The 14,893-nt window shown below is 49.8% G+C and carries 17 protein-coding genes; all 17 read left to right on the top strand.

Annotated elements, in window-relative coordinates:
* The first annotated feature begins 4 nt into the window (after positions 1-4).
* The 17 genes from spoIIIAG (at position 5) to recN (ending at position 14,852) form a co-directional block, all read left to right on the top strand.
* The gene (gene spoIIIAG / locus M4D81_RS00470; RefSeq protein WP_201259460.1) at positions 5-649 is read left to right on the top strand and encodes a stage III sporulation protein AG; all 645 of its coding nucleotides are present in this window, start codon (positions 5-7) and stop codon (positions 647-649) included.
* Between the two features lie 65 nt (positions 650-714).
* Complete coding sequence (locus M4D81_RS00465) at positions 715-1,587, top strand: SpoIIIAH-like family protein (RefSeq protein WP_260064021.1); 873 nt, start codon at positions 715-717, stop codon at positions 1,585-1,587.
* 168 nt (positions 1,588-1,755) lie between these two features.
* Positions 1,756-2,259 carry an acetyl-CoA carboxylase biotin carboxyl carrier protein gene (accB, locus tag M4D81_RS00460; RefSeq protein ID WP_071223851.1) on the top strand — a complete coding sequence of 168 codons (504 nt, stop codon included), beginning with the start codon at positions 1,756-1,758 and terminating at the stop codon, positions 2,257-2,259.
* A 54-nt stretch (positions 2,260-2,313) separates the two neighbouring features.
* Positions 2,314-3,657 carry an acetyl-CoA carboxylase biotin carboxylase subunit gene (accC, locus tag M4D81_RS00455; RefSeq protein ID WP_260064019.1) on the top strand — a complete coding sequence of 448 codons (1,344 nt, stop codon included), beginning with the start codon at positions 2,314-2,316 and terminating at the stop codon, positions 3,655-3,657.
* A 118-nt stretch (positions 3,658-3,775) separates the two neighbouring features.
* Positions 3,776-4,189 carry an Asp23/Gls24 family envelope stress response protein gene (locus M4D81_RS00450; RefSeq protein WP_009591235.1) on the top strand — a complete coding sequence of 138 codons (414 nt, stop codon included), beginning with the start codon at positions 3,776-3,778 and terminating at the stop codon, positions 4,187-4,189.
* Positions 4,190-4,261: 72 nt separating this feature from the next.
* The gene (amaP, locus tag M4D81_RS00445) at positions 4,262-4,801 is read left to right on the top strand and encodes an alkaline shock response membrane anchor protein AmaP (RefSeq protein ID WP_071223854.1); all 540 of its coding nucleotides are present in this window, start codon (positions 4,262-4,264) and stop codon (positions 4,799-4,801) included.
* 15 nt (positions 4,802-4,816) lie between these two features.
* On the top strand, positions 4,817-5,050 hold the full coding sequence (locus M4D81_RS00440) for a DUF2273 domain-containing protein (protein ID WP_006209372.1): 234 nt from the start codon (positions 4,817-4,819) through the stop codon (positions 5,048-5,050).
* 176 nt (positions 5,051-5,226) lie between these two features.
* Entirely contained in the window at positions 5,227-5,685 is a 459-nt protein-coding gene (gene nusB, locus M4D81_RS00435) for a transcription antitermination factor NusB (protein ID WP_071223855.1), read from the top strand.
* Positions 5,686-5,746: 61 nt separating this feature from the next.
* A complete protein-coding gene (gene folD / locus M4D81_RS00430; RefSeq protein WP_100536241.1) occupies positions 5,747-6,607 on the top strand; it encodes a bifunctional methylenetetrahydrofolate dehydrogenase/methenyltetrahydrofolate cyclohydrolase FolD in 861 nt (286 codons plus the stop codon).
* Position 6,608: 1 nt separating this feature from the next.
* Positions 6,609-7,979 carry an exodeoxyribonuclease VII large subunit gene (gene xseA, locus M4D81_RS00425; RefSeq protein ID WP_071223857.1) on the top strand — a complete coding sequence of 457 codons (1,371 nt, stop codon included), beginning with the start codon at positions 6,609-6,611 and terminating at the stop codon, positions 7,977-7,979.
* Positions 7,969-8,229, top strand: a complete 261-nt coding sequence (gene xseB, locus M4D81_RS00420) for an exodeoxyribonuclease VII small subunit (RefSeq protein WP_009591232.1) — start codon at positions 7,969-7,971, stop codon at positions 8,227-8,229. The genes xseA and xseB overlap by 11 nt, the downstream gene beginning before the upstream one ends.
* 22 nt (positions 8,230-8,251) lie before the next feature.
* A complete protein-coding gene (locus M4D81_RS00415; RefSeq protein ID WP_397376650.1) occupies positions 8,252-9,127 on the top strand; it encodes a polyprenyl synthetase family protein in 876 nt (291 codons plus the stop codon).
* 108 nt (positions 9,128-9,235) lie between these two features.
* The gene (dxs, locus tag M4D81_RS00410; RefSeq protein WP_260064015.1) at positions 9,236-11,143 is read left to right on the top strand and encodes a 1-deoxy-D-xylulose-5-phosphate synthase; all 1,908 of its coding nucleotides are present in this window, start codon (positions 9,236-9,238) and stop codon (positions 11,141-11,143) included.
* A gap of 19 nt (positions 11,144-11,162) precedes the next feature.
* Entirely contained in the window at positions 11,163-12,035 is an 873-nt protein-coding gene (locus M4D81_RS00405; RefSeq protein WP_216530922.1) for a TlyA family RNA methyltransferase, read from the top strand.
* A 68-nt stretch (positions 12,036-12,103) separates the two neighbouring features.
* A complete protein-coding gene (locus tag M4D81_RS00400) occupies positions 12,104-12,595 on the top strand; it encodes a hypothetical protein (RefSeq protein ID WP_071223860.1) in 492 nt (163 codons plus the stop codon).
* Between the two features lie 17 nt (positions 12,596-12,612).
* A complete protein-coding gene (gene ahrC / locus M4D81_RS00395; RefSeq protein ID WP_071223861.1) occupies positions 12,613-13,062 on the top strand; it encodes a transcriptional regulator AhrC/ArgR in 450 nt (149 codons plus the stop codon).
* Between the two features lie 50 nt (positions 13,063-13,112).
* Positions 13,113-14,852: a DNA repair protein RecN gene (recN, locus tag M4D81_RS00390; RefSeq protein WP_071223862.1), complete on the top strand. Its 1,740-nt coding sequence runs from the start codon at positions 13,113-13,115 to the stop codon at positions 14,850-14,852.
* Positions 14,853-14,893 lie beyond the last annotated feature (41 nt).

Raw genomic sequence — 14,893 nt, 5'->3', positions numbered from 1 at the left:
GATGATGGGAAATTGGTTGAAGCGGTTGGAGCAATGGCTTGGTGGAGGAGCTGGCGGAGCAAGAAAAATGCAAACCTTCAGATGGTTGATCATTCTTGGCCTGATCGGCGTCGCGATTATGCTGTTCAACTCCTTCGTCAATGTGAAGAAGCTGGATCATGAGAATATCGGTCGCGAGCCGCCGCCGGAGTCTGCGGCGGTCTCAACGCCCCAAAGCGGGACTTCAACCAGCGGCGGCGGTGAGTTCGAAAGTATCGAGCAGGATTTTGAAATGCGCACCAAAACCATGCTGGAACAGATTGTTGGGGTTGGGGCTGTCGATGTCATGGTGACTGTGGAATCTACAGAAGAGCTGGTCGTCCAGCGTGATATGAAAGATACCCAGGAGCTGACGGAGGAAACCGATGCTAACGGAGGTAAGCGCCATGTAACAAGTTATCAGCGTGACGGCCAGATTGTCACCTATGAATCATCCGGGGAAGAAACCCCAATCGTCACCAAGAAGATCAAGCCTCAAGTCCGGGGTGTGCTCGTCGTAGCCAAGGGAGCCGAGAATGATGTTGTAAAGAGCTTAATCGTGGATGCGATCCAGCGAGGCCTCAATGTCCCGTCTTATCGTATATCTGTTGTCCCGCGTAAACAGGAATAACCGCAGCCAATCGAATGATCCGATCATTCGTGCCAAGGTTTTCATTCAAAGGAGGAAACGTTCAAATGAATAACAAAAGACAAACCATATGGTTAGTATCCATGCTTAGTTTGATGGTCATCCTGTCAGCTTACTACTTATTCACCGACGATTCGGGCACGAAAGCGCCGCCGGTTGCCGAGAGCACGCAAGTGGACGGTCAGAAGCCGGGAGCCGGACAAGAAGCAAACGGAACCGCAGGCACTGGCGACGAGCTGGTTGTGAACGAAGTGCTTGAAGAAGGCACAGACGGTGATTCCGGTGCCAATGAGCAAGGGACTGGTACGAGCGATACAGGTGCGGCCGGAACGGAAAATCCTGCAGAAGCAACACAAGGTGAGCAAGGGGAGCAAGGAAAAGCCAGCGGCGAAGCCGGTAAAATGGAAGAGCCGGAAGTGAAGGAATCCCAAGAGGGAGCCGAGAATTCCAAAGACGCTAGCAGCACAGGCAAAGAGGGAGCCGAGGAATCCAAAGACACAAGCAGCACCAGCAACGGTAACAAATCGGATGAAGAAGTGCTGGAGCAAGTGGCGGCCAATGCAACATCCGCAGCAGCCCAGTTGGAGTCCTATAAATTGGACCGCTCACAAAAAAATATGAAATTATACGATGAGTTAATGACAAAGATCGACAATCATGAGAACAAGCCGGAGCAAACAGCTCAAGCAACCGAGCAGCTGAAAGCAGCCGAAGCGAAAGAGGAAGTGATTCTCAGCATCGAAGAAGCGCTGCAGCAGCAATACGGCAACGCCGTTGTGAAGGAAGAAAGCGAGAAGTATAATGTGGTCGTTCTGAGTGAAAAACTCGATGCTAAAGGTGCAGCCGGCATCGTGAGTCTTGTGATGAAGGAATTGAAGGTTTCGCCGGATAAAGTAACCGTTCAATATGTTGCGCCATAAGCTTGTCTGCAGATTTCAACATAAATCACGGATATACGATAAACCGAAAGAGTCTAAGGATTGCCTTGGGCTCTTTCTATTTCGCTCGATTGTGATATAATACTCTAAGCTATTGACTGACTGTCCTAAGCAAGGGCTTCCAAGAAAGTGAAGGAGTGAACGTCGATAATGTTTAAATTAAACGAAATCAAGGAACTTATTAAGCTGGTGGATCAAACTTCCGTGCATGAACTGGAAATTGAGAGCGAAGGTACACGCTTATCCATTAAGAAACCCAATGCAGCCGAGGTTGTTAACAACTATCAGGCAGCGCCGCAAGCGTATATACCGGCACAGCAAATGATGGCACCACAGATCGTACAGCCGAATACGGCGAATCAAGCACCTGCAGCGGCACCACAGCAGGATTCAGTGGAGGATAGTAACAGCTCATTACATAAAATCGTATCACCGATGGTAGGGACCTTCTATCGTTCCCCATCGCCTGAGGCCGGGCCGTTTGTCAGTCCCGGGGACAAGGTGACTGAGAAATCGACGGTCTGCATCATTGAGGCCATGAAACTGATGAATGAACTGGAAGCAGAGATCAAAGGCGAAATCGTTGAGGTTCTCGCACAGAACGGTCAACTTGTAGAATTCGGGCAGCCTCTGTTTCTGGTGAAGCCGGAGTAATATGGAGGGACTCGCCAAGAACGAGAGTCGCAAGAGTCCGAAGGAGGTTACTGCATGAGATTTCAAAAAGTGCTTATCGCGAACCGGGGAGAGATTGCCGTTCGTATCATCCGGGCTTGCCGGGAACTTGGCATCGCAACGGTTGCCGTATATTCGGAGCCGGACCGGGAATCCCTGCATGTTCGCTTGGCGGATGAGGCCTACTGCATCGGCCCTACGTTATCGAAAGACAGCTATTTGAATTTTACCAATATTATGAGCGTGGCCACACTGACCGAGTGTGACGCCATACATCCCGGTTACGGCTTTTTGGCCGAAAACGCGGATTTCGCGGAGATTTGTGAATCCTGCAACATTACCTTTATCGGTCCTTCCGCTGACGCGATCAACCGTATGGGAGACAAGGCTGTTGCGAAGCAGACGATGAAGGATGCCGGTGTTCCGGTTATTCCGGGATCCGACGGACTGGTCGAGGATCTGAATGAAGCCGTTATGCTTGCCCGCGATATTGGATATCCCGTCATTATCAAAGCTACTGCAGGTGGCGGAGGTAAGGGTATCCGGATCGCCGAGGATGAAGAAACGCTGGTTAAACAGATTACAAACGCACAGCAGGAAGCCCAGAAGGCCTTCGGCAATGCAGGCGTATATCTGGAAAAATATCTGACCCGCATGAAGCATGTAGAGATTCAAATTATCGCCGACAAACATGGCAACGCCGTGCATCTCGGGGAGCGTGACTGTTCTGTGCAGCGACGGAGACAAAAGCTGGTTGAGGAAGCTCCTTGTCCGGTGCTAAGTGAAGAGGTACGCAGCCGGATGGGCGAAGCCGCCGTTCGCGCCGCGAAGGCCGTTAATTATTCCGGTGCAGGTACGCTTGAATTTTTGCTCGGTCAGGACGGTCAGTTCTACTTCATGGAGATGAATACGCGGATTCAAGTAGAGCATCCAGTGACCGAGATGGTGACCGGGGTTGATCTGATTAAGGAAATGATCTCCGTTGCGGAGGGTCACACGCTCTCTTTCACTCAAGAAGAAGTCGTTATTAATGGCTGGTCCATTGAGTGTCGGATTAATGCCGAGAATCCGGACAAGGGCTTTATGCCTGCCCCTGGAACTATTCAGTTCTATTTGCCTCCGGGAGGTCCTGGCGTGCGGGTAGACAGTGCGGCATATCCCGGTTATACCATTTCGCCTTATTATGATTCGATGATTGCCAAGCTGATTGTATGGGCGCCGACCCGCGATGAAGCGATCGCGAAGATGAAGCGCGCTTTGGCCGAATTCGAGATTGAAGGGATCTATTCAACCATCCCGTTCCATCAGAAACTGATGAACCATCCTACCTTCTTGAAGGGTGACTTTGACATTAAATTTTTGGAAGAAAATGAGATTTGAAACCTTTGGCCAAGTTTGTCATAAACTTGGCCAAATGGTATAGTATGAGTAATAAGAGCGCATGCCTTATGCAGTTCGGGTGCATCCGCTAACTTATTCCGAAAGGTGTGTTGAGACAATGGCGGAAACATTGCCTACAGAATTTGAACGTACAGATATCGGTGAGATTCAGATTGCACCGGAAGTTATTGAAGTTATCGCTGGACTTGCTACGGTAGAGGTACGTGGGGTTGCAGGGATGAGCGGAGGCTTTGCAGGCGGCATTGCCGAACTGCTCGGACGCAAGAATTTATCCAAGGGTGTCAAAGTGGAAGTTGGACAACGGGAAGCTGCTGTTGACGTATCCGTTATCGTGGAGTATGGCCATCGTCTTCCTGAAGTAGCCGGAGAAATCCAGCGCAACGTGAAACGTTCGATTGAGAATATGACAGGGCTTACGGTAATTGAAGTCAATGTACATATTCATGATGTTCACTTCATGAAATCCGTGGAGAAGACGGAAGAATTGGATCTGGCTCAACGCGTGAAATAGAACAGTGTGAGGCTAGCCCTGGGCAGCAATGTCGAGGGTTTCATCTAATTTTTAAGGAGGCTGTGCTGAATCGTGGCCAAAATAATGGACAGACTTTTGCTGTTTATCTACAGCTTAAGTATCGGTGTTATATCCGTAGTTGCCATCCTCCTGTTGAGTGGCGCTGTTCCGTATGAATTGACGAGTGTTCAGGAACAACGCCTTTTCTGGGCTGGAATTATCGTAGCTGCGGTTTTGTTTTTACTGAGCATCCGTTTCTTCTTCATCTCCGTAAGGCGCGATCGCTCGAACCTGAATTCCATCGATCAGCGCACGGAATTTGGCGACATCCAAATCTCTGTGGAGACGATCGAGAATCTATGCCTGAAGGCGGCTTCGCGCGTGCGGGGAGTCAAGGATTTGAAATCCCGGATCAAGGTATCTCAATCGGGTCTTGATATTGCGATTCGTGCCGTGGTTGATGGTGAAGAATCCATTCCTACACTGACAACGGAAGTGCAGAAGCAGGTGCACGACTTTGTTAAAGATACAACAGGAATACCCGTGTCATCCGTATCCGTATATATTGCTAACGTGGTTCAGGCACCAAGCTTCAAGAGCCGCGTGGAATAGAGGTGAGCTTCCCCAATGCCTTGGAAAGAAATATGGGAGAGTCACAGAGGAAGAATTGCCGGGGTGACCGGCGGGCTTGTGTGCGGACTGATTTACTTATTATCCGGTTTTTGGGATATGCTGTTCTTTGCATTAGTGGTATTTATCGGCTATATATTTGGCAAGCGCAAGGATCTGAAGCAAGGTTCCATGTTCCACTTTCAGGAATGGGGACGATGGCTTTCCGAGCGCTGGCGGCCGTTTAAATGAACCCTGTGATATGCTTTCTCCGGAAAAAATGCTGAGGACAGGTGTCGTGCGCCTTTTTTGCGGAGAGAGATATTCACAGGTTTTTTTTTGGCGTTTTAATTGTTGTCAAGTCTTGACGGCAAATGGATCATACTAATTAGAAAAATGGATTCAGCAGGGTCCACAGGAGGAACAAAATGAAAAGACGTGTAGCAAGAGAGATTGTCGTTCAAAGCCTTTACCAGATGGAGATGAACGAAGTCGACAGTGTGGAAGCCGTGTCGATGCTGCTCTCGGAAGCGGCCGAAGAAAATGAGACCGAGCGGGTCATCGGCGACGAAGTTCTAATGAAGGAGTATGTGCTGCAATTGGTCAATGGAACATGGGAATCCAAGGATTCGATTGATGAACTGCTCGCTCATTATTTGAAAGGCTGGCAGGTAAGTCGTCTTTCCCGTGTGGATCGTCAAATCCTGCGTCTGGCTGTATATGAACTGACATCCCGTGAAGATGTGCCTGGCAAGGTAGCTGTGAATGAAGCGATTGAGTTGTCCAAGCATTTCGGAACCGAGGAATCAGGGAAGTTCGTCAACGGTGTACTGGGCCGGATGATTCAGGAGCTGGATCAAGTCAAGGTGAAGCTGCGTCAGTCTTAATCTGTACGCTTAAGCTAAGCTTGAATCGGCATCATTCAATCATAATGGAGGAGAGATTAGGATGACAGCAGCAACGATAATTAGCGGAAAACAGATTTCTGAAGAAATTCGCAAGGGGATTGCGTTAGAAGTAGAACAATTGTCCAAGCAGAATGTACGTCCTGGTTTGGCTGTTGTACTTGTAGGTGATGATCCGGCTTCGCATGTTTACGTTCGCAACAAGGAGAAGGCATGTCAGGATCTGGGCTTTTATTCCGAGGTCCATCGTCTTTCCGCGGAATCCAGCCAGGAAGAAGTGCTGGCGCTCGTGGACAAGCTTAACGCACAGGAATCCATTCACGGAATTTTGGTCCAGCTCCCTTTGCCCAAGCACATCCATGAGAAGGCCGTCATTGATGCGATCGCAGTGGAAAAGGACGTGGACGGTTTCCATCCAGTTAATGTGGGTAACCTCGTAATAGGCGATGACAGTCTGCTGCCGTGCACGCCTGCCGGCGTGATTGAAATGATCAAGCGGACAGGCATTGAGATTGCAGGCAAGCATGCGGTTGTAATCGGGAGATCCAACATCGTTGGCAAACCGGTATCACTTCTCCTCCAGCGCGAGAACGCCACCGTTACGATGTGTCACTCCCGAACGGGGAATATGGCTGAAATCGCTCGCCAAGCAGATATCCTGGTCGTTGCAATCGGCAGAGCGAATATGATTGATGCCAGTTATGTGAAGCCGGGCGCTGTTGTGATCGATGTCGGCATGAACCGTTTGGAGAACGGGAAGCTTGCCGGGGACGTGGACTTTGAGAGCGTGAAGGAAGTGTCCGGTCCGATTACTCCGGTTCCTGGAGGCGTGGGCCCTATGACCATCACGATGCTCATGCAGAATACCTTGATAGCCGCCAAAAGGCTGAATGGGTTGAGCTGATATGAAATCGGCAGATCCAGGACGAGTATTATCCGTTAAGGATTTAAACCGTTATATCCGCATGAAAATGGAAGGTGACTCCAGGCTCTCCGACGTATGGATCCGCGGTGAAATTTCGAATTTCACCCATCACTCCAGCGGACATATGTACTTTACCTTAAAGGATGAAGGCAGCCGGATTCGTGCGATCATGTTTGCGACTCATAACCAGAGGCTCCCTTTTATACCGAAGGAAGGCTCGCGCGTCATTGCCCGGGGCAATGTGTCGGTATATGAACGAGATGGTCAATATCAATTCTATGCGGTTCAAATGCAGCCCGACGGGATCGGCAGTTTGTATCTTGCTTATGAACAGCTGAAGTCGAAGCTGGAGGAAGAGGGCTTGTTTGCAGCCGAGCGCAAGCGCCCTTTGCCGCGTTATCCCAAGACAATTGGTGTTATTACCTCGCCGACGGGCGCCGCGGTTCGGGATATTATGATTACGATCCGGAGACGGTACCCGCAGGCAAGAGCCATTCTTTATCCGGTGCTGGTTCAAGGCAAAGGGGCTGCTCCTTCGATCGTGAAGGCGATTCGGACGATGAATGACATGGCTGAGGCTGATGTGCTCATCGTTGGCCGTGGCGGCGGATCACTGGAAGAGCTGTGGGCGTTTAATGAGGAGATCGTTGCAAGAGCTATTTATCAATCCGATATTCCCGTCATTTCGGCCGTTGGACACGAAACGGATTTTACGATCGCCGATTTTGTTGCAGATTTACGAGCCGCAACGCCGACGGCCGCCGCTGAACTTGCGGTACCGAGCAGCGCGGAACTTAGGGGGCAGCTTGTTCAAAGACAGCGCCAGCTGAACCAGGGACTTCAGCAGCGTCTTAAGCGGAGTCGTGAACGTTTATTTTCGCTCCAGCGTTCCCCGGTTCTGGTTCATCCCCGCCGGTATATGCTTCAACATGCCGAACGGTTGGACATGCTGTCCCAGCGGCTGCAGGGCAACCTCAAATCCCGGTTATCCCTGGTCCGTCAGCGACAAAAATCACTGCATCAGGGATTAATCCGATATAATCCGCGAACCCAAGCGGAGTTTGCAGCGAGAAGAAAAGATCAGGCCAACCGGCAGTTAATGAATGCGATGCAGTCGATCATGAAATCCAAGGTATCGCAGCTGCAAACCGAAATGAGGCATCTCGATGCGCTCAGTCCGCTGAAAATTATGTCCAGAGGATATAGCCTCGTGTATGACGAGGCAGAACAAAAGCTTGTGAAATCCATCGAAGATGTTCAGTTAGGCGATTTGGTTAACGTGAGGGTCAGCGACGGACAACTGCAGTGTCAAGTGTGGGGAATGAAGGAGGATGAAGAGAATGGCGAATGAAACATTGGAGATCAGCTTTGAAGAAGCGATGGCGCAGCTCGAGACGATTGTAGAACAGTTGGAAGATGGAGATGTGCCGCTGGAAAAAGCGATCGATTTATTTCAACAGGGCATGAAGCTGTCGCAGATGTGCAGCAAAAAGCTGGAGCAGGTTGAGCAAAAAATCGAAATGATCGTGGAAGAAGGCGGAGAACTGAAGCGTAAGCCTTTTGGCGGGACGCTGGATGAGACAGGTGAACTGGGTGAATAACAGACTTCCGATTCATCAATATATGAATGAGATTTGGGACAGACTGGATAGCGAGTTAACAAATCTTTTTCCGCCAGGCTGGAAAGTTCCTGAAACCCTTCGCCAGTCCATGTCGTATTCATTAATGGCAGGCGGCAAGCGAATGCGTCCGCTGCTTGTCATTGCGGCATGTGAGGCCGGAGGCGGCAACCGTGATGCCGCGCTTCCAGTCGCTTGCGCCGTTGAGATGGTCCATACATATTCCCTTATCCACGACGATCTTCCAGCGATGGACGATGACGATTATCGCCGCGGCAAGCCAACGAATCATAAGGTTTTTGGCGAAGCGAGCGCTATTTTGGCCGGCGATGCCTTGCTGACGCATGCTTTTTACAGCGTAATCCAGGCTGCCAGAAAGCATGGTATTCCAGCTGAGCGCGTGCTGTCAATTGTGGAGGATCTTGCGGAGTATGCAGGTCCGCGGGGGATGGTAGGCGGACAGGTTGCCGATATGGAGGGTGAACAAGGGATAACGACGTTAGAGCAGCTTGAGTACATTCACCTGCACAAGACAAGTGATCTGATCATGTTCTCGCTGATGGCCGGCGGGCATATTGCCGGGTGCTCCGAATCCCAGATTGAATCCTTGCGAACCTTCGGGCATCATATCGGCCTTGCATTTCAGATTCAAGATGATATCCTGGATCTGGTCGGGGATGAGTCCAAGCTTGGGAAGCCGGTACAAAGCGATGTGAAACAGGAAAAAGTGACGTATCCGTACTTCATCGGTTTGGACGCATCGAGGCGTGAAGTCGAGCGCCTGACAGCAGAAGCCAAGCGGGTCATTTCCGAAGGGAATTTCAATGATCCCTCCAGAATGCTGGAGATCGCTGATTTCCTGATGGCTCGGGATCACTAAGCACGCTTTACATGCAAACGGTTTTTTTGTGATATAATGTCTGTTAATGGCTGATTTCATAACAGCTGAAGAACGTAAACTTAAACAAGGAAAGCGGGGAGATTCTTCGTGCTTCTTCCAAATATCAAACATCCCGAACAACTTAAACATCTATCGGTGGACGAACTCGAGGATTTAGCAGGACAAATCCGTCATTTTCTAATCGAAAAGCTGTCCGTTACCGGTGGCCATCTTGCACCGAATCTGGGAGTGGTTGAACTCACGCTGGCCTTGCACTATTGCTTTGACAGCCCTCGTGACAAGATGATATTTGACGTGGGCCATCAAGCCTATGTACACAAGATCTTGACCGGACGAATGGATAAATTTGATACCCTCCGTAAATACAAAGGCTTGTGCGGCTTCGTAAAGCGTTCCGAAAGCGAGCATGATGTCTGGGAAGCCGGGCACAGCAGCACCTCGCTGTCTGCCGCAATGGGTATGGCGATGGCGCGTGATCTGAAAGGTGAGAACAACCGGGTGATCGCCTTGATTGGTGACGGCGCACTTACTGGCGGTATGGCGTTTGAAGCGCTCAATCATATTGGCCATGAGCAGAAAAAGCTGATGGTCATCCTGAATGACAACGAAATGTCGATTGCGCCGAATGTGGGTGCCATGCATAATTACTTAAGCAAGATCCGATCTGATCGTTATTATCTTCGTGCCAAGGACGAAGTGGAAATGCTCCTGAAGAAAATTCCTGCCATCGGCGGCAAACTGGCCAAGACGGCAGAGAAGATGAAGGACAGCCTTAAATATATGATGGTTCCCGGCGTTTTATTCGAGGAACTCGGATTTACCTATCTGGGCCCAGTAGACGGACATGATCTGAACAAACTGATTGATACGTTAAAGCAGGCCGACAATGTGGATGGACCCGTTCTGATTCATGCCGTAACAACCAAAGGCAAGGGATACCGCCCGGCTGAATCCGATTCTCATAAATGGCATGGGATTACGCCATATAAGATTGAATCCGGCCAAGTCCTTAAAGCGGTAGGAAATCCGATGTACACGGAAGTATTCGGACAGACGCTGATTGAACTGGGAGAACAGGACGAACGTATCGTGGCCGTTACGCCGGCGATGCCGAGCGGCTCCGGCTTGATCCCGTTCAGCAAGAAATTCCCTGATCGTATGATCGATGTGGGGATTGCCGAGCAGCACGCCGCGACCTTGTGCGCAGCATTGGCAATGGAAGGCATGAAGCCTGTATTTGCGGTGTATTCCACGTTTATGCAGCGTGCGTACGACCAAATCGTGCATGATATTTGCCGCCATAACGCCAACGTGATGTTTGCGATTGACCGTGCCGGCTTTGTTGGTGCAGATGGCGAAACCCATCAAGGGGTATACGATGTAGCTTTCATGCGTCATATCCCGAATATCGTCATTATGATGCCAAAAGACGAGAACGAGCTTCGTCATATGATGAAAACAGCGCTCGATTATAATGAGGGACCTATCGCTTACCGATACCCTCGGAACAATGTGCGCGGCGTTCCAATGGACAACGAGCTGGTACCGATTCCTATCGGGACTTGGGAAGTCGTTCGTCCTGGCGAAGGATATGCGATTCTGGCATCCGGTCCTATGGTTCAGTTGGCCGAGGAAGCTGCGGAGCAGCTCAAGCGGGAAGGCATTACGGTAGAAGTCGTAAATGCCCGTTTCCTTAAACCGCTTGATGGAGGCATGCTGCGGAATCTGGCAGAGACGGGGACATCCATGCTGGTTCTGGAGGAAGTTTCGCAAGCGGGAAGTATGGGCAGCGCGGTTCTGGAGTTTTTTGCGGAGCAGGGAATCCATGACGCGGTCGTATCTTTAATGGGGATCGAAGACCGGTTTATCGAGCATGGCAGCATACCGCAGCAGCGTGAAGAAGTAGGGCTGACATTGGAATCGGTTTGTCAGGAGATCCGGAGCTTGAAGAATGCCCGGACAGCCGGGCTCGGCAAGAGAAGTTTTATGTCTTAGTAACCATCGGGAGTATAATATGGATTCATCTCAGAAAGAACGAATTGATGTCCTGCTCGTGGAGCAGGGATATTATGAGAGTCGCGAAAAAGCCAAGGCCGCGATTATGGCGGGTCTGGTCTATGCCGGAACCGAGCGGATCGAGAAAGCCGGCATGAAAATTCCGAGGACGTCCGAACTGAAAGTCAAAGGCTCGGTTCATCCCTATGTCAGCCGTGGAGGATTAAAGCTTGAGAAAGCGATTCGTTCATTCGACATCGATATGAAGGGGCGCACGATGCTGGATATCGGCTCTTCGACTGGCGGCTTCACGGATTGCGCACTCCAGCACGGGGCAAGTTATGTGTATGCGATCGACGTCGGTTATAACCAGTTGGATTGGTCGCTCCGTAACGATGAACGCGTGTGTGTCATGGAGCGAACGAATTTCCGCTATATGACGCCTGACGACCTGAATGGCCCTCAGCCTGATTTTGCCAGCATTGACGTTTCGTTTATATCCCTTCGCATCATTTTACCGCCTTTGAAGATGCTCCTGGGTAAACCGGGAGATGTAGCTGCTCTGATCAAGCCTCAATTTGAGGCAGGGCGGGAGAAGGTGGGTAAGTCCGGCGTGGTTCGTGATCCGAAGGTTCACAGGGAAGTCTTGACGCAAGTGCTGACTTTTGCGGATGAAATTGGGTTCAAATTAAAAAACCTGACATTCTCTCCGATTACGGGTGGAGAAGGCAATATAGAATTCCTGGCCCACTGGCGATTAGAGCCGGAGGTTTCTGAAAGCTCGGAAGAACCGACTCAGGCAGATGGACAAGAACCTGTCCATTTGAGTCAATGGATTGATACCGTCGTAACGCAAGCGGCTCATACATTCACAGGAAACTCATCGAAATGATGGGTTTCTTTTGCTGAAAAAGAGGAATTTATGTTCTCATACGCGAATACAAAATTCGAGGTGAGAGGATGAATGAGCGTTATGATTGGTTATTAATGATATTGCTTGGTGTCGTCATAGCCTTGCTTATCGGTTATAGGCTGAATCGTTGGCTAATGTCGCCATCACCGGATCGACTGCCGGGCATCCCGATAAATGAACACATTCCAGATCACCCAGCGATTGGGATGCTCGAACAAGAAGGATACGACGTCGTTGGGGGTAAAGTAAAAATAAACTTGTCATTTGAAACGGGGCATAGACCCATCTTGAGTCGGTTGTTTATCGATTACATTGCATCCGATGACAGTGGCGAGCTGTACATGGTGAAGCTGGCACGGGAACGAATGCCGGTCGACTGGACGGGCTCGGGCATTCGCGATCGGTTGATGCCGTTTTTGCTGCTGTATCCCGAATGTGCCGGTCTGCTCTACATTGATGTGAACGAGAAGTCGATTCACCGTTTAAGCATGGATTGGTCGGACGAAGAATGGATTGGTCAGGATGATTACAACAGTTAATACTCAGGAGGCTCTTTATGAAGGGACAACGCCATATTAAAATCAGGGATATTATTACCCACCAGGATATTGAGACACAGGATGAGCTTGTGGACGCATTGCGTGCGGAAGGTTTTCAGGTCACTCAAGCTACGATTTCACGTGATATCAAAGAACTGCTGCTCATAAAGGTGCCTACAGATGATGGGCGATACAAATACTCCATGCCGACAGATCAGCGTTATAACCCTGTACAGAAGCTCAAAAGAGCGCTTGTCGATAATTTTGTTTACATTGACCGTACCGGTAATCTTGTCGTCATGAAATGCTTGCCTGGAACAGCCAATTCCGTTGCCGTGCTGCTCGATAATATGGAGTGGACCCAGATCATGGGGACCATTTGCGGCGATGACACGATATTGCTCATTTGCCGAACGGAAGATGACGGAGAACATGTGGTTACCCAAATCAAAAATTTCATTTCGTAATAAATATTTGTGAACATTGGCAGTTTTAAGCAGTAGCGGAGGTGGAAAACATGTTAAACACGCTATCCATTCGGAATCTTGCGGTTGTAGAAAGCGTGGATGTGCATTTTTATCCGGGATTTCACGTACTGACGGGGGAGACCGGAGCAGGTAAGTCCATCATTATCGATGCGCTGGGATTAATTGCCGGCGGCCGCGGCTCGGCTGAGCTGATTCGTTATGGCTGCGACAAAGCGGAGATTGAGGCTCTGTTTGAGCTGCCTGCGCAGCATCCCGTATGGGAAACACTGAAGAAGCTGGGTGTTGAAGCGGATCCGGAAGAGCATTTATTGATTCGGAGAGAACTGACATCTCAAGGGAAAAGCACGTCGCGTATTAACGGACAGCTGTTGAATTTAAGCATGCTGCGTGAAGTTGGAGAAAAGCTCATCAATATTCATGGCCAGCATGAGCATCAAAGCTTGCTGCGTTCAGAGCAGCATATGAGTCTTCTGGACACATACGGAGATAAGGTCATCGGGCCTGCCAAACGAAAATATCAAGAATTGTACGGCGAATTCAGCAAAGTGGAGCGGGAGCTCAGGGACCTGCAGGAGACCAGCCAGAAGGCGTATCAAATGCTGGATATGTATCGGTTTCAGCTCGAGGAGATCGCGGCTGCGGAGCTAAAATCCGGTGAGGATGAGGAATTGTCCGAAGAAAGAACCAAGCTGTCCCACAGCGAGAAGATGATGGATTCCGTTGCCGGAGCATACGACCTATTGTACGGATCTTCGGGACTGGAATCCGTCAGCCGTGCCCTATCCAGATTGGAGGATGTGTCCGGCTACGATGAGAAGGGGTTAAAGCCGCTTGTTGAGCAGCTGCAATCCGCTTATTATCAGCTGGAGGATGCGGTTTTCCAGCTGAGGGATTATCGCGACAGCATTGAATTCAATCCGGAACGGTTGAATGAAATTGAACTTCGTTTAGATATGATCTCCGGATTGCGACGAAAATATGGGGATAATGTTGAGCAAATTCTGGAATACTACGTGAGAATTCAGCAGGAAACCGATATGCTGGAGAATAAGGACGAGTTTATACAAGCATTGGAACAGCGCCGTGACGAGTTGTTAAGCGTGCTGCTGGTTAGCGCGAAAGAGCTTAGTATTGCCCGCAAGCAATGTGCTCAAGATTTAGCACGGCAAGTGGAGGGAGAACTAAAGGATCTTCAAATGGAACGCACCTCGCTTGAGGTTCGCATGGAACTGCAGCTAGATCCTAACGGTTACGAATATGAAGGACATAAAGTAAGGTTGACCAGACAAGGTATGGATACGGCCGAATTCCTCATATCCGCCAATCCGGGTGAACCTCTGCGTCCGCTTGCCAAAATTGCTTCGGGTGGAGAAATGTCCAGAATTATGCTGGCGATGAAGAGTATATTTGCCCGTCATGATCAAATACCGGTCTTAATCTTTGATGAAGTCGACACAGGAGTCAGTGGAAGGGCTGCCCAATCGATTGCGGAGAAGCTGTTTTTGCTGGCTAAAACCTGTCAGGTGTTCTCCATAACGCATTTGCCGCAGGTCGCTTGCATGGCGGATCATCAGTATTTAATCGAGAAGAAGCTGGAAGCCTCCAGAACGATGACGCAAGTAGAAAACCTGACTGAAGAGGGGCGTGTAAAAGAGCTTGCACGAATGCTTGGCGGAGTCGAGATCACTGAAAAGACACTTCATCATGCCCAAGAAATGCTCAATCTGGCGGCAGCGCAAAAGGCTTCCAGAACGGCTCTGGGTCAATGATTGACAGTTATAAATCCTTAAGGGCAGGGTAACTTAAAGGT

It is taken from the genome of Paenibacillus sp. p3-SID867, from assembly GCF_025142895.1.
Taxonomy (GTDB): domain Bacteria; phylum Bacillota; class Bacilli; order Paenibacillales; family Paenibacillaceae; genus Paenibacillus_AQ.
Note: the sequence above shows the minus strand (reverse complement) of the source record. Positions and strands in the feature narration are given on the sequence as shown.